Raw genomic sequence first — 24,605 nt, forward strand, 5'->3', positions numbered from 1 at the left:
GCGGTGTGTCGTGACCATTCCAGCTCAGGGCGCGGCAACGCGGAGCACGCGTTCCCGGCCCACCCGGCGCAGGCCCACGGCGTCGGCGGCGCGCTGGGCGTCCCGGTCGCGCATCCCCACCCGCTCGACGACGACGGGCCGCGTCTCCAGCACGGCCGTCAGTTCGGCGTGGCGCGCCACGTGCGCGGCCCCGCCGTCCGGGTCGAGAGACAGCGCCTGCCGGTCGGCCGCGTGGAGCCAGGCCGCCGACACGTCCTCCACCGGGCCGCGCAGGTGCGCGCCGAGGGAGGCGTCGTCGAGCAGGTCGGAGACGTCGGCGTCCGCGAGGCGGGCCACGAGTGCGGGTGGCCCGGCGACCACCGCGGTCGTGTGGAGCAGGACCACGTGCAGCAGCTCCGGGTCGGCGTCCGCGGCGGGCGCGAGCACGACGCCCGGGTCCTCCCACGCCGTCGGCGCGACGCCGAGTCCCGCGGCCAGCCCGGTCCGCAGCGCGGCGGTCGCGTCGGCGCCCAGCACGTCGGCCGGCGCGACCGTGCCGAGGGCCAGCGGGTGGACGCCGAGCAGCCGGTTCAGGGCGCGGGCCTCGCGGTGCGCCCGGTCCACGAGGGCGGCCAGCTCGGGCGAGGTCTCCCCCACCAGCGGCAGCTCGCGCAACGTTGCGGCACCCACCGGCACCCCGGCCTCGGCCGCGACCGCTGCCAGCGCGTCCCAGTGTCGCGTCTCCTCCTGGGCAGGCGTGCGGCCGCCGCCCGGCTCGTCCAGCCGCGGTCCGTGAGCAGAGGCACGCGGCGGCCGGAGGCCAGCTCCAGCTCGAGGGCGCAGTGGACGTCCACGGTCGACCGTGGGCGCCCCGGGGCGTCGGAGCGGGCGATCAGGCGGACGGGGGCGTCGTCGTCGGGGGTCATGGTCCGATCCTGACAGAGCCGCCCCGCCACACCTCGACGCGTCGGGGGCGGTTTCGGGCGGTATTCACGTCGAATACCACCGCAAACCGCCCCCGGACGGAAGCGTGCCGGACGGTGCCGGGACGCCGTCAGGCGGCTCAGGGCACCCGCGCGGTCCACTCCGGGGTCGCGAACTTGGTGCGGGCCAGCTGCTCGGCCTCCTCACGGGTGGCCTCGTCCAGCTCGACGCGGCGGGCGCCGTAGCGCTCCTCGAAGGTGGTCATCATGGTCTCCCAGATCTCGGCGCGGGAGACGCCGGTCTGGCGCCGGAGCGGGTCCACGCGCTTCTTCGCCGAGGTCACGCCCTTGCCGCGCAGCTTCTCCCGGCCGATGCGCAGCACCTCGAGCATCTTGTCCGCGTCGATGTCGTAGCTCATCGTCACGTGGTGCAGCAGCCCGGCCGTGCCCACCCGCTTCTGCGCGGCGCCGCCGATCTTCCCCTGGTCCGTGGCGATGTCGTTGAGCGGCTGGTAGAACGCGTGCACGCCGAGTCGGGAGAGCGCGTCCATGGTCCACTCGTCCAGGAACGGGTAGGACTCCGCCGTCTCCAGCCCGTCGACCAGCGACGACGGGACGTGCATCGAGTACGTGACGCAGTTGTCCGCCTCCATGAACATCGCGCCGCCGCCGGAGATCCGCCGCACCACGTTGATGCCGTGCCGCCGCGCCCCCTCGGGGTCCACCTCGTTGGCGAGCGACTGGAAGGCGCCGATCACCACGGCCGGCTCGTTCCACTGCCACAGGCGCATGGTCGGCTTGCGACGTCCCTCGGCCACCTGCCGGGTGAGCACCTCGTCCAGGGCCACGGTGAGCGCGATCGGCATCGGCTCCGGCCCGATGACCTCCCACTCGTGGTCCCCCCACGTGGTCGCCTTGCCGAGGGCCCGACGCACGGCCGAGGCCACCGCGAAGGCGTCCACGCCGAACAGCTCGGCCTCGGGTCGCAGACCCCGCTCGACGGCCTCCCGGATGACGCGGTGCTCAGCGTCCGCGGACAGCCCGGCCACCGCCGCGTTGAGGTCCTCGAGCGCCTCATCCGGCTCGAGGTAGAAGTCGCCGTTGATGCTCGCGGTCGCGATCCGGCCGTCCGCGAGGCTCAGGTCCGCCGCGACCAGCTTGCCGCCGATCACCTTGTATTCACCGTGGAGAGTCGTCATGCCCGTCAGCCTACGGGCGACGCGACGGGCCCCGCACCGCCCGGATCGTTCCGGGGGCGCGGGGCCCGTCGTCGTGGTGGGCGTGCGGCTCAGGCCGCCGCGGTCACTTCTTGCCGCCGAAGCCCTTGAAGCGGGCGTTGAAGCGCTCGACGCGGCCGGCGGTGTCCATGATGCGCTGCTTGCCCGTGTAGAACGGGTGCGAGGCGGCCGAGATCTCGACGTCGATCACCGGGTAGGTGTTGCCATCGGTCCACTCCGCGGTCTTGTCGGAGTTCGCGGTGGTGCGGGTGAGGATCTTCTCACCGGAGGCGAGGTCGTTGAAGATGACGTAGCGGTAATCCGGGTGGATCTCAGACTTCATGGTGCATCCTTCGTGTCAGCCGCCTGATTGGGACCAGGGGCGCGAGAGGTGTGGTCAGGGGGTCCGCCGGAGGGCGGGCCAGCCGCCCACTCTACCGCACCCGGGCCGGTCAGCGCGCGCGCAGCTCCCACAGCGCGACCGCCGCGGCCGCCGCCACGTTCAGCGAGTCGACGCCGGCGGGCATGGGGATGACGACGTCGGCGTCGGTCTGGGCGAGGGTCTCGGGACGGACCCCCGGCCCCTCCTGGCCGAGGACGAGGGCCAGGCGCTCGGCGGTGCGCAGCGGCTCGATCCAGGCGGAGTCCAGGCCCACGGCACGCTCCGTCACCTCGAGGGCGGCCACCGCGAACCCGGCCGCCCGCAGCGCGGGCAGCGACTGGGCGACCGGACCGGGCAGGCGCGCCCACGGCAGGCGGAACACCGTGCCCATCGAGACGCGGATGGCGCGCCGGTAGAGCGGGTCGGCGGCCTGCGGGGTGAGCAGCAGGGCGTCCCAGCCGAGGGCGACGGCGGAGCGCACCACGGCGCCCAGGTTCGTGTGGTCCACGAGGTCCTCGGCGATGAGCACGCGCCGGGCGCCCGCGAGGACGTCGGCGAGCGGCCGGGGTGCGGGGCGGTCCATCGCGGCCAGGGCGCCGCGGTGCAGGTGGAAGCCGGTGAGGGCCTCGAGCACGTCGTCGGGTCCGGTGAAGACCGGGACGTCAGGATGGGCGGCGAGCACGTCCGCGAAGGACCCGCGGTAGCGGTCCCCCAGCAGGAAGGAGCGCGGGGTGTGCCCGGCGTCCAGCGCGCGGCGGACCACCTGGGAGGACTCGGCGAGGAAGACGCCGTGCTCCGCGTCGACGCGACGGCGCAGGGCCGCGTCCGTCATGGTCGTGTAGGGGGCCAGGCGGGGGTCGGCGAGGTCCTCGATCCGCTCCAGGCGCACCTCGCGGGTCCCGACCTCACCCACCCGAGACCTGCCGCATCACCATGACCACCAGCCCGGCCAGGCCCACGATCACGATGGTGACGCGCAGCGCCGTCGGCGAGATGCGCCGGCCGATCCGCGCGCCTACGAGCCCGCCCACGAGCGAGGAGAGCGCGATCAACAGCACGGCCCGCCAGTCGATGCGGTCGAAGGCGAAGACCAGGTAGAACGCCGCGGCGGTGAGGTTGACCACCAGCGACAGCCACGTCTTCACGGCGTTGGCGTGCACGAGGGTGCCGCCCACCAGCAGCACGCCGAAGATCGCCATGAGCATGACGCCCTGGGCGGCCACGAAGTAGCCGCCGTAGATGCCGGTCAGGAACACGAGCGTCCACAGCGTCGGGGTCACGGGGCCCACCGGCACGGGAGAGTCCGCGCCGGGGGTCGGTCCCTGGTCCTCCGCCCGACGCCGGACCCACCGCTGGATGCGCGGCTGCAGCACGACGACCGTCAGGGCCACCACGAGCAGCACCGGCGCGACGTAGCCGAACACGGCCGGGGGCAGCGTGGTGAGCAGGGCGGCGCCGATGACCCCGCCGAGCAGGGACGCGACGGTCAGCTTCGGCAGGAGCGCCCGGGACTGGGCCAGCTCTCGGCGGTACCCGTACGTGCCGGAGAAGCCCGAGGCCACCAGGCCCATCGCGTTGGAGACCTGGGCCGTCACGGGCGGGAACCCGACCGCCACGAGCGTCGGGAAGGTGACGAGCGTGCCCGAGCCGATCACCGAGTTGATCGTGCCGGCCCAGAACCCCGCGAGCAGCACGAGCAGGACCTGCCACAGGTCCATGCCCAGCAGCTGCGCGGTCAGCAGCCCCGTCACCGGGCGACGGCGGTGTACCGACCGCCGGTGCGGGTCACCTTCAGGTCCGTGCCGAACGCCGCGGAGAGGTGCTCCTCGGTGAGCGTCGACTCGATGGGCCCGGCCGCCACGACGCCGCCGTCCCGCAGCAGCAGCGCATGCGTGAAGCCCGGGGGCACCTCCTCGAGGTGGTGCGTGACGAGGACCAGCGCGGGCGCGTCCTCGTCCGTGGCGAGCGCCGTCAGCTGGCGCACGAGGTCCTCCCGCCCGGCGAGGTCCAGGCCCGCGGCGGGCTCGTCCAGCAGGAGCAGCTCGGGGTCGGTCATCAGGGCGCGGGCGATGAGCACGCGCTTGCGCTCACCGTCGGAGAGGGTGCCGAACGCGCGGTGCGCGAGGCGGGAGAGCCCCCAGGTCGCCACGAGGCCGAGCGCGCGGGCGCGATCCTCCGTCTCGTACCGCTCGCGCCACGTGCCGGTGATCCCGTAGGCGGCGGTGACGACGGCGTCCTGCACGGTCTCGTTCGCGGGCACCTGGGCGGCGAGCTGGGCGGAGGACAGGCCGATGCGCGGGCGCAGCTCGAACACGTCGACGGCGCCGAGCACCTCGTCCAGCACGCCGACGTCGCCGGCGGTCGGGTGCAGGCGGGCCGCGGCCAGCTGGAGCAGCGTCGACTTGCCGGCGCCGTTCGGGCCCATCACGATCCACCGTTGCCCCGCGCGGACCGTCCAGTCCAGGGGGCCGAGGATGTCGGTGGCGCCGCGGCGCACGCGCACGCGGCGCAGCTGCAGCACGGCGTCCTCGTCCGGGAGGAACAAGTCGTCGAGAGGCGCGGGGGTGGTCATGGGGCCAGCCTAGTCCGGCTGGTCGGCGCGTCGCCGATGCGACGCACGCCCGGCCGCGCCCGCACCCCCGCCTAGGATGCCGCGCATGAGCACCGTGCGCCGCCTCGTCCTCACCGCCGACCCCGCCCTCCTCCTCACGGACGCGCCCCCGGTCGGCGTGCCCGACGACGCCGAGCGGCTCATCGACGACGGCCTGCTGGGCTGGCGCTTCGCCGCGGACGAGTGGGCGGCGGCCCCGGAGCCGGGCTCCGGGTGGGACGTGCTCACGCTGCCGGCGACGGTCGCCGCCGCACCGGCGCCCCTCGTGGTGACGGACGTGGACTCCACGCTGATCCGGCAGGAGGTCATCGAGCTGCTCGCCGCCCATGCCGGCCGCGAGGCCGAGGTCGCCGAGGTGACGGAGCGGGCGATGCGCGGTGAGCTCGACTTCGCCGCCTCGCTCCACGCGCGCGTCGAGGCGCTCGCAGGGCTGCCCGTGGGCGTCGTGGCGGACGTGGTGCGGGCCATCCGGCCCACCGACGGAGCCCTCGCGCTGATCGAGGCCGTCACCGCGGCCGGCGGCCGGGTGTGCGCGGTCTCCGGCGGCTTCACCCAGGTGCTCGCCCCGCTGGCCGAGGCATGGGGCGTGCACGCCTACTGCGCCAACGAGCTCGAGGTGCGGGACGGGCACCTGACGGGGAAGGTGCTCGGCGACGTCGTGGACCGCGCGGCGAAGGCCGCCATGCTGCGCGCCTGGGCCGAGGACGCGGGGCTCACCCCCGAGCAGGCCGTCGGCGTGGGCGACGGCGCCAACGACATCGACCTGCTCGAGGCGGCCGGCTGCGGCGTGGCCCTGTGCGCGAAGCCGATCCTCCGGGAGCACGCGGACGTCGTCGTCGACGTGCCCTCCTTCACCCCCCTGCGGTGGCTCCTCGGTCTCTGAGGCGTCCGCTCCCGGAGGTCACGAGGGCCGGATCCCACGGATCCGGCCCTCGTCGTCTGGGGTGTGGTGGGGTTCAGTCCTGCCCGAGGAAGTCCTCGGCGCCGCCCACGAGCTCGGTGTGGCCGACCTCGAGGTCCTCGCGGCCCACAAGGGAGGCGATCTCGGCGGCGAACTCCTCCACGGTGTAGAGCTTGCCGGCGGCCTCGCGGCGGGCCTCGATGGCACCGGGCTCGGCGCGGTCGAGCAGGGTGGCGGTGATGGTGCCCTCGATCATGTCGCCGGAGACCACCACGAAGCCCACACCCTTCTCGGTGAACGCGGGGATGCGCTCGCGCAGGGCGTCCTCGCCGGCGCGCTTGGAGCGGGCCACGGGCTCGTAGGAGTCCATCGTGGCGACCTCGTCGATGAAGTGCGCCTGGTGGGAGGTCACGAACACGATCTGCCCGCCGGCGCCCATGCGCTCGAGCGCGGCGTCGGCCAGCGCGGCCTGGGCGTCACGGTTGAGCTTCAGGGCGTAGTCCTCGCCGAACTGGGACTCCATGCCGCCCGAGGCGTTGAGCACGAGCACGTCGAGTGAGCCGAAGTGCTCCACGGCGGCGTCCAGCAGCGCGGCCCGGTCCTCGGCGACGGTCACGTCGCCGCCCACGGCCACGGCGCGGCCGCCGGCGTCCTCGATCCTCTGCACCACCCTGTTCGCGCGCGGCGCCTTCTGGCGGTAGTTCACCACGACGCCCGCGCCGCGGGCGGCCAGCAGCTCGGCGGTGGCGGCGCCGATGCCGCGGGAGGAGCCGGTGACGACGACGCCGCGTCCGGCCAGGTCCTGCTCGGTCATGTTCTGTGCTTCCTGTCTGCTCAGCGGTCGGTGGTCGTCAGTGGCCCATGCCCAGGCCGCCGTCCACGGGGATCACGGCCCCGGAGATGTACGCGGCCTCGTCCGAGGCCAGCCAGCGCACGACGCCGGCCACCTCCTCCGGGGCGGCGAAGCGGCCGGCCGGGATGGACGTCTTGTACTGGGCCTTGAGCTCGTCGTCGAGGGACTGCGTCATCTCGGTGTCGATGTAGCCGGGGGCCACGACGTTCGCGGTCACGCCGCGCGCGCCGAGCTCGCGCGTGATCGAGCGGGCCATCCCGACGAGGCCGGACTTGGAGGCGGCGTAGTTGACCTGGCCGGGCGAGCCGAGCAGGCCCACCACGGAGGAGACCAGGACGATGCGTCCGCGCTTCAGGCGCATCATGCCCTTGGTGGCGCGCTGCACCACGCGGAAGGCGCCGGTGAGGTTCGTGTCGATCACCGAGGTGAAGTCGTCCTCGGACATGCGCAGCAGCAGCTGGTCGTGGGTAATGCCGGCGTTGGCCACGAGCACCTCGACCGGGCCGTGGACCTCCTCGACCTCGCGGAAGGCCGCGTCCACGGAGGCCGCGTCCGTCACGTCGGCCCGGACCGCGAGGACCCCCTCCGGCCCCTCCCCCGAGCGGGAGGTGATGGCCACCCGGTCGCCGTGCGCGGCGAACGCCCGGGCGATGGCCAGGCCGATGCCGCGATTGCCCCCCGTGACGAGGACGCTGCGGCCGGCGGCCTGCGCGTCCGCTGCGGGCGTGGTGGTCTGATCGGCCATGGGAACACCTTCCGGACGGGACGGGACTAGACTGAAGCACCGGCGCGGCGCCGTCGACGCCGTCCTGCGGGACGCCGCCGAGGGCGGGCGCGCCGGCATGTGAACCACCACTCTACGTCCGCGGCCGCGCGGGGGCCCTCCGCAGGGCGCGACGTTCCAGGAGGATGCGCCATGACCAGCTCCGCCGCCGGCTCCCGAGCCGGGCGCGGGACGAAGCCGGAGGTCCAGGGTGTCACCACCGCCGCCGCCGGCCGCAGCGCGGACCGGCAGGCGCGCATGAGGGTCTACCTGGTCCAGATGCTGCTCCGCACCGCCTGCTTCGTCGCCGCGCTCTTCACCCACGGCTGGTGGCAGCTCGGGTTCATCCTCGGCGCGGTCGTCCTGCCCTACGTCGCCGTCGTGCGTGTGAACAACACCGGCCCCCAGCAGGCCGGCACCCTGCGTGCCGTCCCCGCCCAGGGACCGGCCCTGAACGCCCGCCCCGACGACGCGGCGGGGCCCGAGCCGGTCGTGCTCACCGGCGACCTCGTGGACGACCCGCGCGACCGTGCGCCCCGGGCGCTGGGCCGAGGGTCCTCGTCCGCCGGCCGTCCCGGCCTGCCCGGACGGGGTGCCGCGTGATCGGGGCGGGCCCGGGCGAGCCGGGCATGGACCTGCTGGGCGCCCTCGCCGCCGGCCGCCTCGACCCCGCTGCCGGTGCCTCCGCCGCTCGATCCCCGCACGCCGCTGCGGACGGGCCCGAGCGGCCGGTCTGCTCGCGCCGCGGGTGCACCGCGGAGGCGACCTGGGCCCTGGAGTGGAACAACCCGCGCGTCCACGCCCCGGACCGGGTGAAGACCTGGCTGGCCTGCGCGGACCATCGACCCTTCCTGGACGACTTCCTGAGCGCCCGCGGCTTCCTGCGGCGCTCCCGCCCGCTCGACCCGCCCGCCACGGAGGCGCCCGAGGTCGAGACGCCCGAGACCCCGCAGGAGCCCCCGCGCCCATGAGCACCCCCGCCCCCATGACGACCCCGACCGCCCGCGACGCCGAACGCCTGCCGCCCCTGCGCTTCGGCTTCCTCGCCACCGGCCCGTGGATCCTCGGCTTCGTGGTGTGCATCCTCTTCGCGTTCCTGTGCCACGCGCTCGCCCAGTGGCAGTGGGACCGCCGCGTGGAGGTCCAGCACCGCGTCAACCGCGTCCTGGAGAACTACGACGACGACCCGATCCCGTTCGCCGAGGCCTCCCGGCTGTTCACCGCGTTCCAGACCGAGGACGAGTGGACGCCCGTGACACTGACCGGCGAGTACCTCGTCGACGAGACGCTCATCGTCCGCAACCGTCCCCGCGCCGGCCAGCCCGGCTACGAGGTGCTCGTGCCGTTCCGGACGGACGAGGGCCCCGTCGTCGTGGTGGACCGCGGCTGGCTCCCGGTGGGCAACAGCCCGGGGCGACCGGACGCCGTGCCGGCCCCGCCCGCCGGCCACGCCGAGGTCGTGGTGCGGGTCAAGCCCGGGGAGCCGGCCCTGGACCGCGACGCCCCGGACGGCCAGGTGCCCTCGATCGACCTCGCCGAGATCGCCGACACCGTGGGCGGGCCCGTGGCCGGGACGGCCTACGGGATCATGGTCACGGAGGACCCGGCGGTGGAGTCGATGCCGCAGAAGCTCGTCGAGCCCACCCTGGACGAGGGCCCGCACCTGTCCTACGCGATCCAGTGGTACCTGTTCGCGGCCATGGGCTTCGGGGTGTGGGGGTACTCCGCGTGGATGCGCGCGCGCAACGACCGGGCCGACGCCCTCGACGACGCCGCGGACGACGGGCTGCTCTCCGCGCACCGGGTCCCCCGCGCCAAGCCGGTCCGGCGGCGGCGCGACGGGCGGCTCACGGACGAGGAGGCCGAGGACGCGCTCTTCGACTGAGCCCGCCCTCCGCCTCGGCGGCCCGCGCACTCAGGCGAGGGTGATGAGGTCCCTGTAGTCGTCGTTCCAGAGGTCCTCGACCCCGTCCGGCAGCAGCACCACGCGCTCGGGGTCGAGCGCCTCGACGGCGCCCTCGTCGTGGGTCACGAGCACCACGGCGCCCTCGTACTGGCGCAGCGCGTGGAGGATCTCCTCGCGGCTGGCGGGGTCGAGGTTGTTCGTGGGCTCGTCCAGCAGCAGCACGTTCGCGCTCGAGGCCACGAGCGTGGCCAGCGCCAGGCGGGTCTTCTCGCCGCCGGAGAGGACGCGGGCGGGCTTGTCGACGTCGTCGCCCTGGAAGAGGAACGAGCCGAGCAGCGTGCGCGCCTGGGTGTCGCCGAGCTGCGGGGCGGCGTGGCGCATGTTGTCCAGGACGGACGCGTCCTGGTCCAGGGTGTCGTGCTCCTGGGCGAAGTAGCCCAGCTTGAGCCCGTGGCCCGCCTGCACCTCCCCGGTGTCCGGGGTCTCCTCCCCGGCGAGCATGCGCAGCAGCGTCGTCTTGCCGGCACCGTTGTAGCCCAGGATCACCACGCGCGAGCCGCGGTCGATCGCCAGGTCCACTCCCGTGAAGATCTCGAGCGAGCCGTAGGACTTGGAGAGGTTCTCGGCGCGCAGCGGCGTCTTGCCGGAGGCCTGCGGGGTGGGGAAGCGGATCGCGGCCACGCGGTCGACCGCGCGCTCGCCCTCGACGCCGCGCATGAGCCGCTCGGCGCGCTTGATCATGTTCTGCGCGGCGGTGGCCTTGGTCGCCTTGGCGCGCATCTTCTCGGCCTGGGCCATGAGGGCCGAGGCCTTCTTCTCCGCGTTGGCGAACTCCCGGCGGCGGCGCGCCTCGTCCTGCTGGCGCTGGGCGAGGTAGTTCTTCCACGTCATGTTGTAGACGTCCATGGTCTGCCGGTTCGCGTCCAGGTAGAGGACCTTGTTCACGGTCATCTCCATGAGCTCCACGTCGTGCGAGATCATCAGGAGGCCGCCGGAGTAGGTCTTCAGGTAGTCGCGCAGCCACACGATCGAGTCGTGGTCGAGGTGGTTGGTGGGCTCGTCCAGCAGCAGGATGTCCGCGTCGGAGAAGAGGATGCGGGCGAGCTCCACGCGGCGGCGCTGGCCGCCGGAGAGGGTGTGCAGCGGCTGGTCCAGGACGCGGTCCGGCAGGCCGAGGTTGGACGTGATCCGGGCGGCCTCGGACTCGGCCGCGTAGCCGCCGCGGGCCTCGAACTCCGCCTCCAGACGGGAGTAGCGGTTCATCGCCCGCTCCCGCTCGGCGTCGTCGACGGCGGCCATCCCGGCCTCGGCCTCACGCATGCGGCGGATCGTCTGGTCCAGGTCGCGGGCGGAGAGGATGCGGTCGCGGCCGGACTGGTCCATGTCCTCGACCTTGGGGTCCTGGGGCAGGTAGCCGATGCGCCCGGTCCGGGTCACCGTGCCCGCCGTGGGCTGCCCGCCGCCGGCCAGGACCTTGGTCAGCGTCGTCTTGCCGGCGCCGTTGCGCCCCACGAGGCCGACCTTGTCCCCCTTGTCCACGCGGAAGTTCACCTCGTCCATGAGGAGACGGGCGCCCACGCGCAGTTCGACATCGGTGACGGTCAGCATGGGGGTGTCAGACTCCAGGGGTCGAGGGAAGAACAGGGGTGCATCGGCGGGGCCCGGCCGATCTCGACGGGCGGGGGCCAGCGCGGTGCCGGGCCAGTCTAGTCCGTCTACACTCTGGCCCCATGAGCTTCAACGAGAACGTGCAGATCGACGCCGGCCGGGCCCGATCGGGCGGTGGCGGCGGGCTGGGGGGCCGGGGCATCGCCATCGGCGGTGGCGGCGGCCTGCTCGCGTTGCTGCTCGCGATCTTCGCCCCCGGGCTGGCCGAGCAGCTCGGGATCGACACGGGCGGCGGGTCCGTCGGCCAGAGTCAGTACCAGCAGCAGACGGGCTCGGGCGGCCAGAGCCAGCCCCTCTCGGACGAGGAGTGCGCCAGCGGTGCGGACGCCAACCAGAACACGGACTGCCGCGTCGTCGCGACCACCGAGGCCGCGGACGAGTTCTGGGGCGAGTACCTCGCGCAGTTCTCGGACATCCAGTGGCGCCAGCCGCAGCTGACCCTGTTCCAGGGCGGCGTGAGCACCGGTTGCGGCAGCGCCTCCTCGGCCACGGGCCCGTTCTACTGCCCGGCGGACGAGTCCATGTACTTCGACACCGCGTTCTTCGAGACGCTGCAGACCGACTTCGGCGCCGAGGGCGGGCCGCTGGCGGAGGAGTACATTGTGGCGCACGAGTACGGCCACCATGTCCAGCAGGTCACCGGCTACCTGCAGCACTCGAAGGACGGGACCACCGGCCCCACCTCCGGCGCCGTGCGCGCGGAGCTGCAGGCCGACTGCTTCGCCGGCATGTGGGCCGGGCACGCCGCGTCCACCGTGGACCCCGAGTCCGGTGCGCCGTTCCTGAAGCCGATCTCGCAGGGCCAGCTGCGCCAGGCCATCGACGCGGCCTCCGCCGTGGGCGATGACCGCATCCAGTCCACCCACACCGGCCGGGTGGACCCCGAGGCGTTCACGCACGGCACCTCGGAGCAGCGCATGGCCTGGTTCATGCGCGGCTACCAGAGCTCCCAGCAGGAGCCCGACATCCGCCAGTGCGACACGTTCCGGGCCTCCTCACTGGACATCTGAGCCGGGAGCGCCGGGGCGCCTGCCGGCCCGTCCGCACTCCCCCACCACGACGGCGGCCCGTCACCTTCTGCGCGAAGGTGACGGGCCGCCGTCGTCGTCCGGACCGGATCAGATGTTGAAGCCAAGGGCGCGCATCTGGTCGCGCCCGTCCTCGGTGATCCGCTCGGGGCCCCACGGGGGCATCCAGACCCAGTTCAGCCGCCACTCGTCCACCATGGTGCCGATCGCGCGGGAGACCTGGTCCTCGATCTCGTCCGTGAGCGGGCAGGCCGCGGTGGTCAGGGTCATGTCCACGAGCAGCGCGCCGTCGTCGGCGTAGTGCAGCCCGTAGAGCAGGCCCAGGTCCACGACGTTGACGCCCAGCTCCGGGTCGATCACGTCCTTGAGGGCCTCACGGATGTCCTCCGTGGGCGCCTGGTTCGTGGTCTCCGTCATCTCAGGCCCCCGCCGCGGCCTTCTCGAAGCGGGCGTAGCCCTCGGCCTCGAGCTGCTCGGCGAGCTCCGGGCCGCCGGACTCGGCGACGCGGCCGTCCACCAGCACGTGCACGTGGTCCGGCTTGATGTAGTTGAGGATCCGCGTGTAGTGGGTGATCAGCAGGGTGCCCATCTCGTTCTTCGCCTGGGCGCGGTTGACGCCCTCGGAGACGATGCGCAGCGCGTCGACGTCGAGGCCGGAGTCGGTCTCGTCGAGGATCGCGAACGTGGGCTTGAACAGCTCGAGCTGGAGGATCTCGGCGCGCTTCTTCTCGCCGCCGGAGAAGCCCTCGTTGACGTTGCGGTTCATGAACGCCGGGTCGATCTGCAGGGCCTCGAAGGCGCCCTTGACGTCCTTGGTCCAGGTGCGCAGCGAGGGGGCCTCGCCGTCAAGCGCGGTCTTGGCGGTGCGCAGGAAGTTGGTCATGGTGACGCCCGGGATCTCCACGGGGTACTGCATGGCCAGGAAGAGGCCGGCCTGGGCGCGCTCGTCGACGCCCATCTCCAGCACGTCCTCGCCGTCGAGGGTGATGGAGCCGGAGGTGACCTCGTAGCGCGGGTGGCCGGCGATGGTCGAGGCCAGGGTGGACTTGCCGGAGCCGTTCGGGCCCATGATCGCGTGGGTCTCGCCCGTCTCGATGGTCAGGGAGAGGCCCTTCAGGATCTCCTTGGGGCCGTTCTCGGTCGCGATCTGCACGTGCAGGTCGGTGATCTGCAGGGTTGCCATGGTGGTTCTCCTCGGGTGGAAGGCGGTGGGGTCTGCGGGGCGTCGGTCAGAGCTGCGCGATGCGGAGCTCGTCCTCCATGACGGCGGTCAGCTCGTCCTCGACGTCGCCGATGCCGATCTTCTGGATGATCTCGTTGAGGAAGCCGCGCACGATCAGGCGTCGGGCCTCGGTCTCGGAGATGCCGCGGGCCATCAGGTAGAACAGCTGGGTCTCGTCGAAGCGGCCGGTCGCGGACGCGTGGCCCGCCCCCTCGATCACGCCGGTCTCGATCTCCAGGTTCGGCACCGAGTCCGCGCGCGCCCCGTCGGAGAGCAGCAGGTTCTGGTTCTTCTCGTACGTGTCCGTGCCCTCGGCCTCCTTGCGGATCAGCACGTCGCCCACCCACACGGTGCGCGCGTCCGTGCCCTGCAGGGCGCCCTTGTAGAGCACGTTCGAGACGCAGTCCGGCTGGTTGTGGTCCACGAACAGGCGGTTCTCGAGGTGCTGACCGGCGTCGGCGAAGTACAGGCCGTACATCTCGGCCTCACCGCGCTCGGCGGCGAACCGCGCGGTCGGGGTCAGCCGCACCACGCCGCCGCCGTAGGACACGGCCACGTGCTTGAAGTGCGCGTTCGTGGCGACCGAGGCCTGCTGGGCCGAGACGTGCACGGCATCGCCCTCCCAGGCCTGCAGTGCGACCACGTTCAGGCGGGCGTCGCGGCGCACGTCGAACTCGACGTTCTGGGCCAGCACGGCGGTGCCGCGGTGGGCGATCACCACGTCGGCCTGCGCGTTCTCCTCCACGAGCACGGTCAGGTGCATCGCGGCCGGGTCGGCGGAGGAGCCGACGACGTCGATGCGCACCGGCTCGGCGACCTCGCCGGAGATCGTGACGACGGTGGCCTCGGAGACCGAGTTCCAGGCCGCGGCGGACACGCGGTCGTCCGGGGTCAGGACGGAGCCGACGCGGGCGTCGTCGCGGGCCACGGTCTCCACCGTGACGCCGGCCTGCTCGGCCACGGTCACGGCGGGTGCGGCGCCGGTCAGGCGCGCGTCGTCGCCCTGGGGCAGGTGCAGCCCGCCCAGGCGCTTGAGCGGGGTGAAGCGCCAGTCCTCCTCTCGTCCTGTGAGCACGGGGAAGTCGGACAGCTCGAAGGAGCTGAGGCGGTCGGCGCGCGAGCCCGCGGCGTTGCGCTCCTGACCGCCGGTCCGGGCGGCCGGGGCCTGGGCGACGGCGAGCTTCTCGCCCTCCTCGCCCATGCCCGGGATCATGGTCCGCTGGGTGTTCTCCACGGTGTCGGTCATGTCAGCCCACCGATCCTTCCATCTGCAGTTCGATCAGCTTGTTGAGCTCGAGCGCGTACTCCATGGGCAGCTCGCGGGCGATCGGCTCGATGAAGCCGCGCACGATCATGGCCATGGCCTCGTCCTCGGACATGCCGCGGCTCATGAGGTAGAAGAGCTGCTCCTCGGACACCTTCGAGACGGTCGCCTCGTGGCCGAGGGTCACGTCGTCCTCGCGGATGTCGATGTACGGGTACGTGTCGGAGCGGGAGACCGTGTCCACGAGCAGGGCGTCGCACACCACCGAGTTGGCGGAGCCGTTCGCGCCCTCGGCGATCTGCACCAGGCCGCGGTAGGCGGCGCGGCCGCCGCTGCGGGCCACGGACTTGGACACGATCGAGGAGTTCGTGTGCGGGGCCATGTGCACCATCTTGGAGCCGGTGTCCTGGTGCTGGTCCTTGCCCGCGAACGCGACGGAGAGGGTCTCGCCGGTGGCGTGCTCGCCGGTCAGGTACACGGCCGGGTACTTCATGGTCACCTTGGAGCCGATGTTGCCGTCGATCCACTCCATGGTGCCGCCGGCCTCGACCACGGCGCGCTTGGTCACGAGGTTGTACACGTTCGTGGACCAGTTCTGGATGGTGGTGTAGCGCACGCGGGCGTTCTTCTTCACCACGATCTCCACGACGGCCGAGTGCAGCGAGTCGGACTGGTAGATCGGGGCGGTGCAGCCCTCGATGTAGTGCACGTACGAGTCCTCGTCCGCGATGATCAGCGTCCGCTCGAACTGGCCCATGTTCTCCGTGTTGATGCGGAAGTAGGCCTGCAGCGGGATCTCCACGTGCACGCCCTTGGGCACGTACACGAAGGAGCCGCCGGACCACACGGCCGTGTTCAGGGAGGCGAACTTGTTGTCGCCGACCGGGATCACGGTGCCGAAGTACTCCTCGAAGATCTCCGGGTGCTCCTTGAGCGCGGTGTCGGTGTCGAGGAACACGACGCCCTGCTCCTCCAGGTCCTCGCGGATCTGGTGGTAGACGACCTCGGACTCGTACTGGGCGGCGACGCCGGCCACGAGACGCTCGCGCTCGGCCTCGGGGATGCCCAGGCGCTCGTAGGTGTTGCGGATGTCCTCGGGCAGGTCCTCCCAGGTCTTGGCCTGGCCCTCGGTGGAGCGCACGAAGTACTTGATGTTGTCGAAGTCGATGCCGGACAGGTCCGGGCCCCACGCCGGCATCGGCTTGCGCTCGAAGTACTTGAGGGCCTTGAGGCGCAGGTTGCGCATCCACTCCGGCTCGTCCTTCTTGCCGGAGATGTCGCGCACGACGTCCTCGTTCAGACCGCGGACGGCCTTCTCGCCGGCCGCGTCGGAGTCGGCCCAGCCGTACTGGTAGGCGCCGATGGCGTTGAGCTCGGGGTTCTTGTCGAGGATCTCCTGGATCACGCCGGGGTGGGCGGTCTCCGCGGAGTCCCGCTGGACGATCTGGTCGGTCATCTCAGCCTCTCTCACTAGTCACTGCGGTCGGGGTCGGTCGGGTGGTCGGCGGGAGCCGGGGCGAGGCCCGCGCGGCTCAGTCGCGGCCCAGCGGCACATGTGTGGTGCACACGTGGGCGCCGGCGGCGAGGGTCGAGAGCCGGCGCACGTCCACCTCGAGCAGGCGGGCGAACAGCGCGGTCTCCTCTTCACAGAACTCCGGATGGCGGGCGGGAATTCCCTGGAACGGGCAGTGCCCCTGGCAGACCTGGTCCGCGCGGAGGGTGGGCGCCAGGCCCGCGCCGAAGTGGCGCAGCGTGCCGGCGTAGCCGGCCTCGTCGAGGACCCGCGCGAGGATCCGGGTGCGGTCCTGCAGCGCGGTCTCCCGGCCGCCGACGGCGGCCGTGAAGCGCTCCTCGATCTCCCGGAAGGCGTGGCGCGCGGTGCGGCGCACCTCCTCCTCCCCGCCGAGCTCCTCGAGGCGGGCCAGGGTGTCCAGGGCGACGGCGAGGTGGTCCTTGGGCAGGTGCTCCTGCGCGTGCGAGGTGACCACGTAGCGGCGGGAAGGCCGTCCCGCGCCGCGGGCCGCGGTGACCCGCTTGACCTCGACGAGCGAGTCCTCCTCGAGCGCGTCCAGATGGCGGCGCACGGCGGCCGCGGTCAGCTCCAGCTCGCGGCCGATCTCGGCCGCGCTCACGGGTCCACGCGTCAGGACCAGCTGCAGCACACGCTCGCGCGTGCCCTCGGCCGGGGCCGGAGCGGGGGGCGACGCAGACTGATCCGAATACACCACGCCATCATGACCTATTGATCTGGAACGGTTCAAGTGAGGCTCACCTGGCTTGATGACGCCCACGGCGGAACCCGCCGCAGGCCCGGGCACCCCCGGCCCCACGAGCCGGGGTCGCAGGGCCCGAGGACTAGACTGGCACAGTGCCCCGACCTCCCCTGACCCCGGATCCCGTGCCGCGCGACGAGCCCGTCCTGCGCCTGAGCGACGTCCACCGGAGCCTCGGCCGCGGCCGGTCCCGCACCCCCGTCCTGCGGGGCGTCGACCTCACCGCCCGTGCCGGCGCCGTCACGGTGCTGCTCGGCCCCAACGGGGCCGGCAAGTCCACCACCCTCGGCCTCTGCCACGGCATGGACCGGCCCGACGCCGGCACCGTGCGCGTCTTCGGCGCAGACCCGTGGCGGGCCTCCGCCGACCTGCGCGCCCGCATCGGCGTGATGTGGCAGGAGGGCGGCCTGCCGCCCGCGATCCCCGCCCGCCGCTTCGTCGGCCACGTGGCGTCCCTGTACCGCGACCCGCTGCCCGTCGAGCCGCTGCTGGAGCGCCTGCTGATCGCCGACGTCGCCGGCCGCCCCCTGCGCCGCCTCTCCGGCGGCCAGCGCCAGCGCGTCGCGCTCGCGGCCGCCCTCGTCGGCCGGCCGGACATGCTGTTCCTCGACGAGCCCACCGCGGGCCTCGACCCGGAGACCCGGCCCGTCGTGCACGACGTCGTGCGTGAACAGACCGACCGCGGCGCCGCCGTGCTGCTGACCACGCACCTGCTCGACGACGCCGAGCGGCTTGCGGACGACGTTGCCATCCTGCGCGCCGGCCGCGTGGTGCGCTCCGGCTCGCTGGCCGAGCTCACGCGCGTGGCCGAGGGCGACGTCGTCGACGTGGACTTCGGCGACGCCTCCCCCGACGCCGTCCGTGCCTGGGCCGACACCCTGCCCGCGCCGCTGCGCGCGGCCGGCCTCGACGAGTCCGCCCGCCTGCGCGTGGCCGGCGTCCGCGGCCCGGACGACCTGGCCGTCCTCGCCGCGAGCTGGCGGGAGCACGCCCTGATGCCCACCCGATTCGAGCGCGCTGGACTGCGCCTCGAGCAGATCCTCCGGGAGACCGCCGCATGAGCACGCCCGTCGTCGACCACCGCGCCCCGGCCGGCACCGGAGCCCACGCCGGCGCCGCCCCGCTGGCCGCCCGCGTCCTGCGTCAGGCCGGCTACGAGACCGGCACCGCGCTGCGCAACGGCGAGCAGCTGCTCGTCACCGTGGTGCTGCCCCTGCTCGCGCTCGTGGGCGTGCACGTCACCGGCCTGCTGGACGCCCCCGGCCGCTCGGGCCTGGACGTGGCCGTGCCCGGCGTGCTCGCCCTGGCCGTGATCAGCTCCGCGTTCACGGCCACCGCGATCGCCACGGGCTTCGAGCGTCGCTACGACGTGCTCGCCGCCCTGGCCACCACCCCGCTGGGCACGCTCGGCCTCGTCGCCGGCAAGGCCCTGGCGGTGGTGGCCCTCCTGCTGGTGCAGGTGAGCGTGATCGGCGGCGTCGGCCTGGCGCTCGGCTGGCGTCCGGACCCCGAGGGGATCCTGCCGGCCCTCGTCGCCCTCGCGCTGGGGGCCGCCGCCTTCACGGCCCTCGGGCTGCTGCTCGCCGGCACGGCCCGGCCGGAGGCGACCCTCGCCGTCGCCAACCTGCTGTGGGTGCTGTTCGGCGCCGTCGGCGGCACGGTGTTCCCCGCGCGGGTGCCCGGCGTGGACCTGCTCCCCTCCGGCGCGCTGGGCACGGCCCTGCGGGCCGCCCTCCTGGACGGGGCCTGGTCGCCCGTCCCCCTGCTCGTGCTCACCCTGTGGGGCGCCGTGGCCGTCGCGGCCGCGCTCCGCTGGTTCCGCTGGCGGCCCTGAGCCGTCTCCCGTCCCCCTGCATCGAACGATCGGAAGGACACCGTGTCCACCACCACCCCCGCGGCCGGGACCGCCCCGGCCGGGCTCGCCGCCCGCCTGCCGCAGCGCCTCACGAAGGCCACCATGGCCCTCGCCGTGGCGTCCCTGGCGTCCGAGATCGGCATCATCGTCACCGGCGGCGCCGTGCGCCTCACCGGCTCCGGCCTGGGCTGCCCCACGTGGCCCAAGTGCTCACCCGAGTCCCTCACCAACACCCCGGAGATGGGCATCCACGGCTACATCGAGTTCGGCAACCGGACGCTGACGTTCGTCCTGGTGGTCATCGCCGCCGCCATGTTCCTGTCCCTGTGGAACCTGCGCGGCACCCACCGGAGCCCCTTCTGGCTCTCCGTGGGCCTGCTGGCCGGCATTCCCGCGCAGGCCCTCGTGGGCGGCGTCGTGGTCCTGACGCATCTGAACCCGTGGTGGGTGGCCGGCCACTTCATCGTGTCCTCGATCATGGTGGCCGTGGCGACCCTGCTCGTGGTGCGCATCGCCGCCGAGCGCCGTGCCGGCCGGGCGGGGGTGCCCCTCGTGGACGGCGCCACCACCGGCCGGTCCCGTGCCGCCGCCTGGGCGGCGTTCGCGCTGACGTGGGCCGCCGTGTACCTGGGCACCGTGGTGACCGGCACGGGCCCGCACTCCGGCGACCCCGGCTCGCCGCGCCACGAGTTCGACCCGCTGCTGGTCACGCGTGCCCACGTGGTCCCGGTGTACCTGCTCCTGGCGGCCGCCCTCGTCCTGTTCTTCACGGTGCGCCGCGCGGCCGGTGCCTCCCGCCTGCAGCGCGCCGCCGTGCTGCGGCTCCTGCTCGCCCTCGTGTTCCAGGCCGTCGTGGGCTACACCCAGCACTTCACGGGCCTGCCGATCGGCGTGGTCCTGCTGCACATGCTGGGCTCTGCCCTGCTCGTGGCCGCCGCGACGGAGACCTGGGACCGCCAGGTCGCCCGCTACGTCACGGCCGGGCCGGGTGTCCCGGTGGAGGCCGTCGCCCCCACGCGCACCGTCGCCGCGGGCTGACGCCCCGCGCACGCGAACGGCCCCGCACCGGCAGGTGCGGGGCCGTCGTCGTCTGCGTCCCGGGGAGCGCCCGGGGCGGACCAGCGCTCAGGCGCCGAAGTGCATCAGCGGCGCGCCCACGAACGGGTCCACGGCCAGGGCGATGAACAGCAGCGTCAGGTAGGTGATGGAGAGGTGGAAGACCTTCATGGCCTTGCGGTCCTCGAAGTCCTCGCGCTGGGCCTGGACCTGCAGCACGTGGGACTCCCAGATGAACCAGCCGCCGACGACGAAAGCGACCGCGGTGTAGACGATGCCGGCCCAGCCCATCGGCACGAGCAGGAGGGAGCACGCCACGGTGGCCCACGCGTAGAGCACGACCTGGTTGGAGACGTGGCGCGCGGAGGCGATGGCGCCGAGCATCGGCACGTCGGCCTGCTGGTAGTCGCGCTTGTACTTCATGGACAGCGGCCAGTAGTGCGGGGGCGTCCACAGGAAGACCACGAGGAACAGCACGATGGCCGGCCACTCGACGGTCCCGCGCACGGCCGCCCAGCCGATCAGCACGGGGAAGCAGCCGGCGATGCCGCCCCACACGATGTTCTGCTCCGTGCGGCGCTTGAGCACGAGCGAGTACACGACCACGTAGAAGAAGATGGCGGCCACGCCCAGGCCCGCCGCCAGCCAGTTGGCGCCGAGCCCGAGGATCAGGATGGACACGACCGTCTGCACCCACGCGAACACGAGGGCCCCGCGCGGGGTGACCTCGCCGGTGACGAGCGGCCGGTTCTCGGTGCGCTTCATGACCCGGTCGATGTCCCGGTCGATGTAGCAGTTGAAGGTGCCGGAGGCGCCGGCGGCGAGCGCACCGCCGACGAGCGTGGCGATCATGGTGAGCACGTCCGGGAAGCCGCGCTGCGCGAAGATCATGGTCGGCAGCGTGGTCACCAGCAGCAGCTCGATCACCCGGGGCTTCGTCAGCTCGACGTACGCCCGGACCTTGCGGCGCAGGGGCAGCGGGGACCGGTCGACGGCGCCGGGCTCGGCGGCGGCGACGCGGGCGGCGGACGGCGACTCCAGGGAGGATGACATCTGCTTCTCACGGTGAGGGGACGGTGGGCGTGCCCGTCCCGGGGTTCGGATCGGCCACTCGGGCGGTCCGCCTGCGGGCAGGCCTTGACGCAGTCTACTCGTGTCAACGGCTGTTCGCCCGGGGGCGAACCATGTCATGGGGCGCCCGGTCGGGCCCGCCCCGCCGTCGCGCGGCTAGGCTGGGACGACGGCCCCGCGCCGAGACGCCCCGGCGTCGGCCGGGGCCGCGCCCCGACGCTCCCGATCCGCCAGGAGAGAACCCGTGACCGACGCCGCGCAGCCGTCCACCCCCCGACCCTGGACCGGGTGGCCCCGGCCCGCGGGTTCGTCTACTCGGAGCAGGACCGCCGGATGGTGGACACGCTCAAGGCGCTCTCGGCGGACGCCGTGGAGAAGGCCGGGCACGGCCACCCCGGCACCGCGATCTCGCTGGCCCCCGTGGCGTGGCAGCTGTACCAGAACGTCATGCACCTGGACCCCACGGACGACCGCTGGGAGGGGCGGGACCGCTTCATCCTCTCCGCGGGCCACGCGTCGCTCATCCAGTACCTGCAGCTGTTCGCCGCGGGCGCCGGGCTCGAGATCGAGGACATCCAGGCGTTGCGCACCGAGGGCTCCAGGACCCCGGGCCACCCGGAGTACGGCCACACCCACGGCGTCGAGGTGACCACGGGTCCGCTGGGTCAGGGCCTGGCGATGGGCGTCGGCTTCGCGTACGAGCAGCGTCGCGTGCGCGGGCTGATGGACCCCGACGCCGCCCCCGGCACCTCCCCCTTCGACCACCACGTGTTCGTGCTCGCCTCCGACGGGGACATCCAGGAGGGCGTCGCCGCCGAGGCCTCCTCGCTGGCCGGGCACCAGGAGCTCGGGAACCTGGTGGTCGTCTACGACGCGAACCGCATCTCGATCGAGGACGACACGGACGTCGCGTTCACCGAGGACGTGGTGCGCCGCTACGAGGCCTACGGCTGGCACGTGCAGGAGGTCGACTGGACCAACGGCGCCCAGGGCCACGCCGTGACCGAGTACACGGAGGACGTGGAGGCCCTGTACGACGCCCTCGTGGCGGCCAAGGCCGAGACCGGCCGGCCCTCGCTGATCAAGCTGCGCACCGTGATCGGCTGGCCCTCCCCCACGAAGCAGAACACCGGCGGCATCCACGGCTCCAAGCTCGGCACGGACGAGGTCGCCGGCCTCAAGGAGGGCCTCGGGCTGGACCCGGCCACGACCTTCGACGTCGACCCCGAGCTCCTGGCCGGTGCCCGGTCCATCGCCGAGCGCTCGGCCGAGTACCGCCGCGGGTGGGAGGCGGCGTTCCAGGCCTGGCGCGAGGCGAACCCGGAGAACGCGCGGCTGTACGACCGACTGGCCGGTCGAGAGCTGCCCGCCGGCTTCGCGGACGCGTTCCCGTCCTGGGACGCGGACGAGAAGGGCCTGGCCACGCGCGCGGCCTCCGGTGAGGTGCTCACGGCCCTCGCGCCGGTCATGCCCGAGCTCTGGGGCGGCTCGGCCGACCTCGCCGGGTCGAACAACACGACCATGAAGGGCGAGCCCTCCTTCATCCCGGCCCACCGCTCCACCGCCACCTGGCGGGGCGACGAGCACGGCCGCACCCTGCACTTCGGCATCCGCGAGTTCGCGGCCGGGGCGATCGTCAACGGCATCACGATCGGCGGACTGACCCGTGCGTACATGGGCACGTTCCTGACGTTCTCCGACTACATGCGCCCCGCCGTCCGCCTGGCCGCCCTCATGGGCACCCCGAGCACGTACGTGTGGACGCACGACTCCATCGGCCTCGGCGAGGACGGCCCCACGCACCAGCCGGTGGAGCACCTGGCCGCCCTGCGGGCCATCCCCGGGCTCGACGTCGTCCGCCCGGCCGACGCCAACGAGACCGCGTGGGCGTGGCGGACGGTGCTCGAGCACCGGGACCGCCCGGCCGGGCTCGTCCTGTCCCGGCAGAGCCTGCCCGTGCTCCCCCGGGACACGGACGGCTTCGCCCCCGCCTCGGGCGTGGCCCGCGGCGCCTACGTCCTCATCGACGCCACGGATGCCGACGGCGCGCCGACGCCGGCCCGCGCGCTGCTGATCGCGACCGGCTCCGAGGTCTCCGTGGCCGTGCGGGCCCGCGCGCTGCTGCAGGCCGACGGCGTCCCGACCCGCGTCGTCTCCGCCCCCTGCCTCGAGTGGTTCGCCGAGCAGGACGAGGCCTACCGGGCCGAGGTCCTGCCCGACGGCCCCGACGCCCCGGTCCGCGTCTCCGTCGAGGCCGGCATCGCGATGCCGTGGTTCGAGCACACGGTGACGGCCTCCTCCCCGGGCGCCCGCGTGAGCCTCGAGCACTACGGCGAGTCGGCCGACGGCGCCCGCCTGATGGAGAAGTACGGATTCACTGGCGAGCACGTCGCCGAGGTGACCCGCGGCCTCCTCTGAGGCCCGGCGCCCACGGCGCCCCGAGCACGTCCACCCCGAAGGGAAGGCACCCGCAGACCATGAGCACCCCGCAGAACCCGAACACCGCCGCGCTGGCCCAGGCCGGTGTGTCGATCTGGCTCGACGACCTCTCCCGCACGCGGCTGGACGAGGGCACGCTCGAAGAGCTGATCGCCACCCGCTCGGTCACCGGCGTCACCACGAACCCGTCCATCTTCGCGGTCGCCCTCGCGGACGCGGGCGCCTACCAGGGACAGCTGCGCGAACTCGCCGCGGCTGGCGCCTCGGTGGACGAGGCCGTCGTCGCCCTGACGACCGAGGACGTGCGCCGCGCCGCCGACGTGCTCGCGCCCGTCCACGAGCGCACCGGCGGGGCGGACGGCTTCGTCTCCCTTGAGGTCGATCCGCGCCTGGCCCGCGACGCCGCCGGCACCGTGGCGCAGGCCCGCGAGCTGGCGGCGGCCGTCGACCGTCCCAACCTCATGGTGAAGATCCCCGCGACCGTGGAGGGCCTGTCCGCCATCGCGGACGTGCTCGGCGCGGGCATCAGCGTGAACGTGACCCTGATCTTCTCCCTGCCCCGCTACCGCCGGGTGCTCAACGCCTGGCTCACCGGCCTGGAGAAGGCCCGGGCGAACGGGCACGACGTCCGCCGCCTCCACTCGGTGGCCTCCTTCTTCGTCTCCCGTGTGGACACGGAGGTCGACGCGCGGCTGCGCGCGATCGGCACCCCCGAGGCCGAGGCGCTGACCGGCCGGGCCGCCGTCGCCAACGCGCGCCTGGCCTACCGAGCCTTCGAGCAGGCCCTGGACTCGGAGCGCTGGCGCCTGCTCGAGGCGGCCGGCGCCCCCGTGCAGCGGCCCCTGTGGGCCTCCACCGGCGTCAAGGACCCCGCCCTGCCGGACACGCTGTACGTCACCGAACTCGTGGCACCGCACACCGTGACCACCCTGCCGGAGAAGACCCTCGAGGCGGTCGCCGACCACGGGGTGATCGCGGCGGACACCGTCACGGGCGCCTACGCCGAGGCCGATGCCCTGCTCGACGCGGTCGGCGCGGCGGGCGTGTCCTACCAGGACGTCGTGGACGTGCTGGAGACTGAGGGCCTGGAGAAGTTCGAGGCCGCGTGGGACGAGCTGCTCGGCTCGGTCCGCTCCGGGCTCGACGCCCATCGCTGACCGCACCCGCCCCCCGACCCCGCCGCCCGCTCGCCAC

The 24,605-nt window shown here is 73.5% G+C and carries 25 protein-coding genes; 10 read left to right on the forward strand and 15 right to left on the reverse strand.

Going from position 1 to position 24,605, the window contains the following annotated elements:
• Positions 1 to 24: 24 nt before the first annotated feature.
• The 6 genes from OVA32_RS07345 to OVA32_RS07370 all read right to left on the reverse strand — a co-directional run bounded on the left by OVA32_RS07345 (position 25) and on the right by OVA32_RS07370 (position 5,073).
• Positions 25 to 669, reverse strand: a complete 645-nt coding sequence (locus tag OVA32_RS07345) for a hypothetical protein (RefSeq protein ID WP_223247538.1) — start codon at positions 667 to 669, stop codon at positions 25 to 27.
• Between the two features lie 373 nt (positions 670 to 1,042).
• On the reverse strand, positions 1,043 to 2,101 hold the full coding sequence (locus OVA32_RS07350; RefSeq protein ID WP_036383370.1) for a lipoate--protein ligase family protein: 1,059 nt from the start codon (positions 2,099 to 2,101) through the stop codon (positions 1,043 to 1,045).
• A 103-nt stretch (positions 2,102 to 2,204) separates the two neighbouring features.
• On the reverse strand, positions 2,205 to 2,462 hold the full coding sequence (locus tag OVA32_RS07355; RefSeq protein ID WP_002855042.1) for a type B 50S ribosomal protein L31: 258 nt from the start codon (positions 2,460 to 2,462) through the stop codon (positions 2,205 to 2,207).
• A gap of 109 nt (positions 2,463 to 2,571) precedes the next feature.
• Positions 2,572 to 3,414: a TrmH family RNA methyltransferase gene (locus OVA32_RS07360; RefSeq protein WP_052007050.1), complete on the reverse strand. Its 843-nt coding sequence runs from the start codon at positions 3,412 to 3,414 to the stop codon at positions 2,572 to 2,574.
• The gene (locus OVA32_RS07365) at positions 3,407 to 4,252 is read right to left on the reverse strand and encodes a sulfite exporter TauE/SafE family protein (protein WP_036315227.1); all 846 of its coding nucleotides are present in this window, start codon (positions 4,250 to 4,252) and stop codon (positions 3,407 to 3,409) included. The genes OVA32_RS07360 and OVA32_RS07365 overlap by 8 nt, the downstream gene beginning before the upstream one ends.
• On the reverse strand, positions 4,249 to 5,073 hold the full coding sequence (locus tag OVA32_RS07370) for an ABC transporter ATP-binding protein (RefSeq protein WP_052007049.1): 825 nt from the start codon (positions 5,071 to 5,073) through the stop codon (positions 4,249 to 4,251). The genes OVA32_RS07365 and OVA32_RS07370 overlap by 4 nt, the downstream gene beginning before the upstream one ends.
• A gap of 85 nt (positions 5,074 to 5,158) precedes the next feature.
• Here OVA32_RS07370 and serB point away from each other — a divergent pair, with 85 nt between their 5' ends.
• A complete protein-coding gene (gene serB, locus OVA32_RS07375) occupies positions 5,159 to 5,995 on the forward strand; it encodes a phosphoserine phosphatase SerB (RefSeq protein ID WP_210079367.1) in 837 nt (278 codons plus the stop codon).
• Between the two features lie 73 nt (positions 5,996 to 6,068).
• Here the strand turns inward: serB and OVA32_RS07380 are convergent, their stop codons facing one another.
• Both OVA32_RS07380 and OVA32_RS07385 read right to left on the reverse strand, forming a co-directional pair.
• Positions 6,069 to 6,827 carry an SDR family oxidoreductase gene (locus OVA32_RS07380; protein ID WP_225348484.1) on the reverse strand — a complete coding sequence of 253 codons (759 nt, stop codon included), beginning with the start codon at positions 6,825 to 6,827 and terminating at the stop codon, positions 6,069 to 6,071.
• Positions 6,828 to 6,864: 37 nt separating this feature from the next.
• Complete coding sequence (locus OVA32_RS07385; RefSeq protein WP_036315234.1) at positions 6,865 to 7,611, reverse strand: beta-ketoacyl-ACP reductase; 747 nt, start codon at positions 7,609 to 7,611, stop codon at positions 6,865 to 6,867.
• Positions 7,612 to 7,782: 171 nt separating this feature from the next.
• Here OVA32_RS07385 and OVA32_RS07390 point away from each other — a divergent pair, with 171 nt between their 5' ends.
• Genes OVA32_RS07390 through OVA32_RS07400 form a run of 3 tightly spaced genes read left to right on the forward strand, consistent with a single transcriptional unit; the run spans position 7,783 to position 9,514 of the window.
• Positions 7,783 to 8,232 (forward strand): DUF3099 domain-containing protein, encoded by a 450-nt coding sequence (locus OVA32_RS07390; protein ID WP_210079366.1) that lies wholly within the window; start codon positions 7,783 to 7,785, stop codon positions 8,230 to 8,232.
• Positions 8,229 to 8,600 (forward strand): hypothetical protein, encoded by a 372-nt coding sequence (locus OVA32_RS07395; protein WP_200968794.1) that lies wholly within the window; start codon positions 8,229 to 8,231, stop codon positions 8,598 to 8,600. Before OVA32_RS07390 ends, OVA32_RS07395 begins: the two co-directional genes overlap by 4 nt.
• Positions 8,597 to 9,514: an SURF1 family protein gene (locus OVA32_RS07400; RefSeq protein WP_210079365.1), complete on the forward strand. Its 918-nt coding sequence runs from the start codon at positions 8,597 to 8,599 to the stop codon at positions 9,512 to 9,514. Before OVA32_RS07395 ends, OVA32_RS07400 begins: the two co-directional genes overlap by 4 nt.
• Before the next feature lie 30 nt (positions 9,515 to 9,544).
• Here the strand turns inward: OVA32_RS07400 and abc-f are convergent, their stop codons facing one another.
• Entirely contained in the window at positions 9,545 to 11,143 is a 1,599-nt protein-coding gene (abc-f, locus tag OVA32_RS07405) for a ribosomal protection-like ABC-F family protein (RefSeq protein WP_098092828.1), read from the reverse strand.
• Between the two features lie 122 nt (positions 11,144 to 11,265).
• Here abc-f and OVA32_RS07410 point away from each other — a divergent pair, with 122 nt between their 5' ends.
• Positions 11,266 to 12,213: a neutral zinc metallopeptidase gene (locus tag OVA32_RS07410; protein ID WP_141842764.1), complete on the forward strand. Its 948-nt coding sequence runs from the start codon at positions 11,266 to 11,268 to the stop codon at positions 12,211 to 12,213.
• A 108-nt stretch (positions 12,214 to 12,321) separates the two neighbouring features.
• Here OVA32_RS07410 and OVA32_RS07415 read toward each other — a convergent pair whose 3' ends face one another.
• The 5 genes from OVA32_RS07415 to OVA32_RS07435 all read right to left on the reverse strand — a co-directional run bounded on the left by OVA32_RS07415 (position 12,322) and on the right by OVA32_RS07435 (position 17,035).
• A complete protein-coding gene (locus OVA32_RS07415; RefSeq protein ID WP_002855327.1) occupies positions 12,322 to 12,648 on the reverse strand; it encodes a metal-sulfur cluster assembly factor in 327 nt (108 codons plus the stop codon).
• A 1-nt stretch (position 12,649) separates the two neighbouring features.
• Entirely contained in the window at positions 12,650 to 13,414 is a 765-nt protein-coding gene (gene sufC / locus OVA32_RS07420) for a Fe-S cluster assembly ATPase SufC (RefSeq protein WP_115164960.1), read from the reverse strand.
• Between the two features lie 46 nt (positions 13,415 to 13,460).
• Entirely contained in the window at positions 13,461 to 14,699 is a 1,239-nt protein-coding gene (sufD, locus tag OVA32_RS07425; protein ID WP_210079364.1) for a Fe-S cluster assembly protein SufD, read from the reverse strand.
• A 1-nt stretch (position 14,700) separates the two neighbouring features.
• Positions 14,701 to 16,173 carry a Fe-S cluster assembly protein SufB gene (gene sufB, locus OVA32_RS07430; protein WP_098092835.1) on the reverse strand — a complete coding sequence of 491 codons (1,473 nt, stop codon included), beginning with the start codon at positions 16,171 to 16,173 and terminating at the stop codon, positions 14,701 to 14,703.
• Between the two features lie 76 nt (positions 16,174 to 16,249).
• On the reverse strand, positions 16,250 to 17,035 hold the full coding sequence (locus OVA32_RS07435) for a helix-turn-helix transcriptional regulator (RefSeq protein ID WP_324287917.1): 786 nt from the start codon (positions 17,033 to 17,035) through the stop codon (positions 16,250 to 16,252).
• Positions 17,036 to 17,085: 50 nt separating this feature from the next.
• On the opposite strand from OVA32_RS07435, the gene OVA32_RS07440 reads away from it, so the two are divergent.
• From OVA32_RS07440 to OVA32_RS07450, 3 genes are read left to right on the forward strand one after another with little or no spacing between them, the layout of a single operon-like run.
• On the forward strand, positions 17,086 to 18,051 hold the full coding sequence (locus OVA32_RS07440; RefSeq protein ID WP_230956199.1) for an ABC transporter ATP-binding protein: 966 nt from the start codon (positions 17,086 to 17,088) through the stop codon (positions 18,049 to 18,051).
• Positions 18,048 to 18,824: an ABC transporter permease gene (locus OVA32_RS07445; RefSeq protein WP_036315265.1), complete on the forward strand. Its 777-nt coding sequence runs from the start codon at positions 18,048 to 18,050 to the stop codon at positions 18,822 to 18,824. Before OVA32_RS07440 ends, OVA32_RS07445 begins: the two co-directional genes overlap by 4 nt.
• Before the next feature lie 42 nt (positions 18,825 to 18,866).
• Positions 18,867 to 19,883, forward strand: coding sequence for a COX15/CtaA family protein (locus OVA32_RS07450; protein ID WP_210079362.1), 1,017 nt, complete (start codon positions 18,867 to 18,869; stop codon positions 19,881 to 19,883).
• A gap of 87 nt (positions 19,884 to 19,970) precedes the next feature.
• Here OVA32_RS07450 and OVA32_RS07455 read toward each other — a convergent pair whose 3' ends face one another.
• On the reverse strand, positions 19,971 to 20,954 hold the full coding sequence (locus OVA32_RS07455; RefSeq protein WP_210079361.1) for a heme o synthase: 984 nt from the start codon (positions 20,952 to 20,954) through the stop codon (positions 19,971 to 19,973).
• Positions 20,955 to 21,305: 351 nt separating this feature from the next.
• Here OVA32_RS07455 and OVA32_RS07460 point away from each other — a divergent pair, with 351 nt between their 5' ends.
• Complete coding sequence (locus OVA32_RS07460) at positions 21,306 to 23,390, forward strand: transketolase family protein (RefSeq protein WP_267715846.1); 2,085 nt, start codon at positions 21,306 to 21,308, stop codon at positions 23,388 to 23,390.
• 59 nt (positions 23,391 to 23,449) lie between these two features.
• Positions 23,450 to 24,568, forward strand: a complete 1,119-nt coding sequence (gene tal / locus OVA32_RS07465) for a transaldolase (RefSeq protein WP_036338557.1) — start codon at positions 23,450 to 23,452, stop codon at positions 24,566 to 24,568.
• Positions 24,569 to 24,605: the final 37 nt, after the last annotated feature.

Origin of the sequence: Micrococcus sp. SL257 (genome assembly GCF_026625585.1) — a bacterium.
GTDB lineage: Bacteria > Actinomycetota > Actinomycetes > Actinomycetales > Micrococcaceae > Micrococcus > Micrococcus luteus.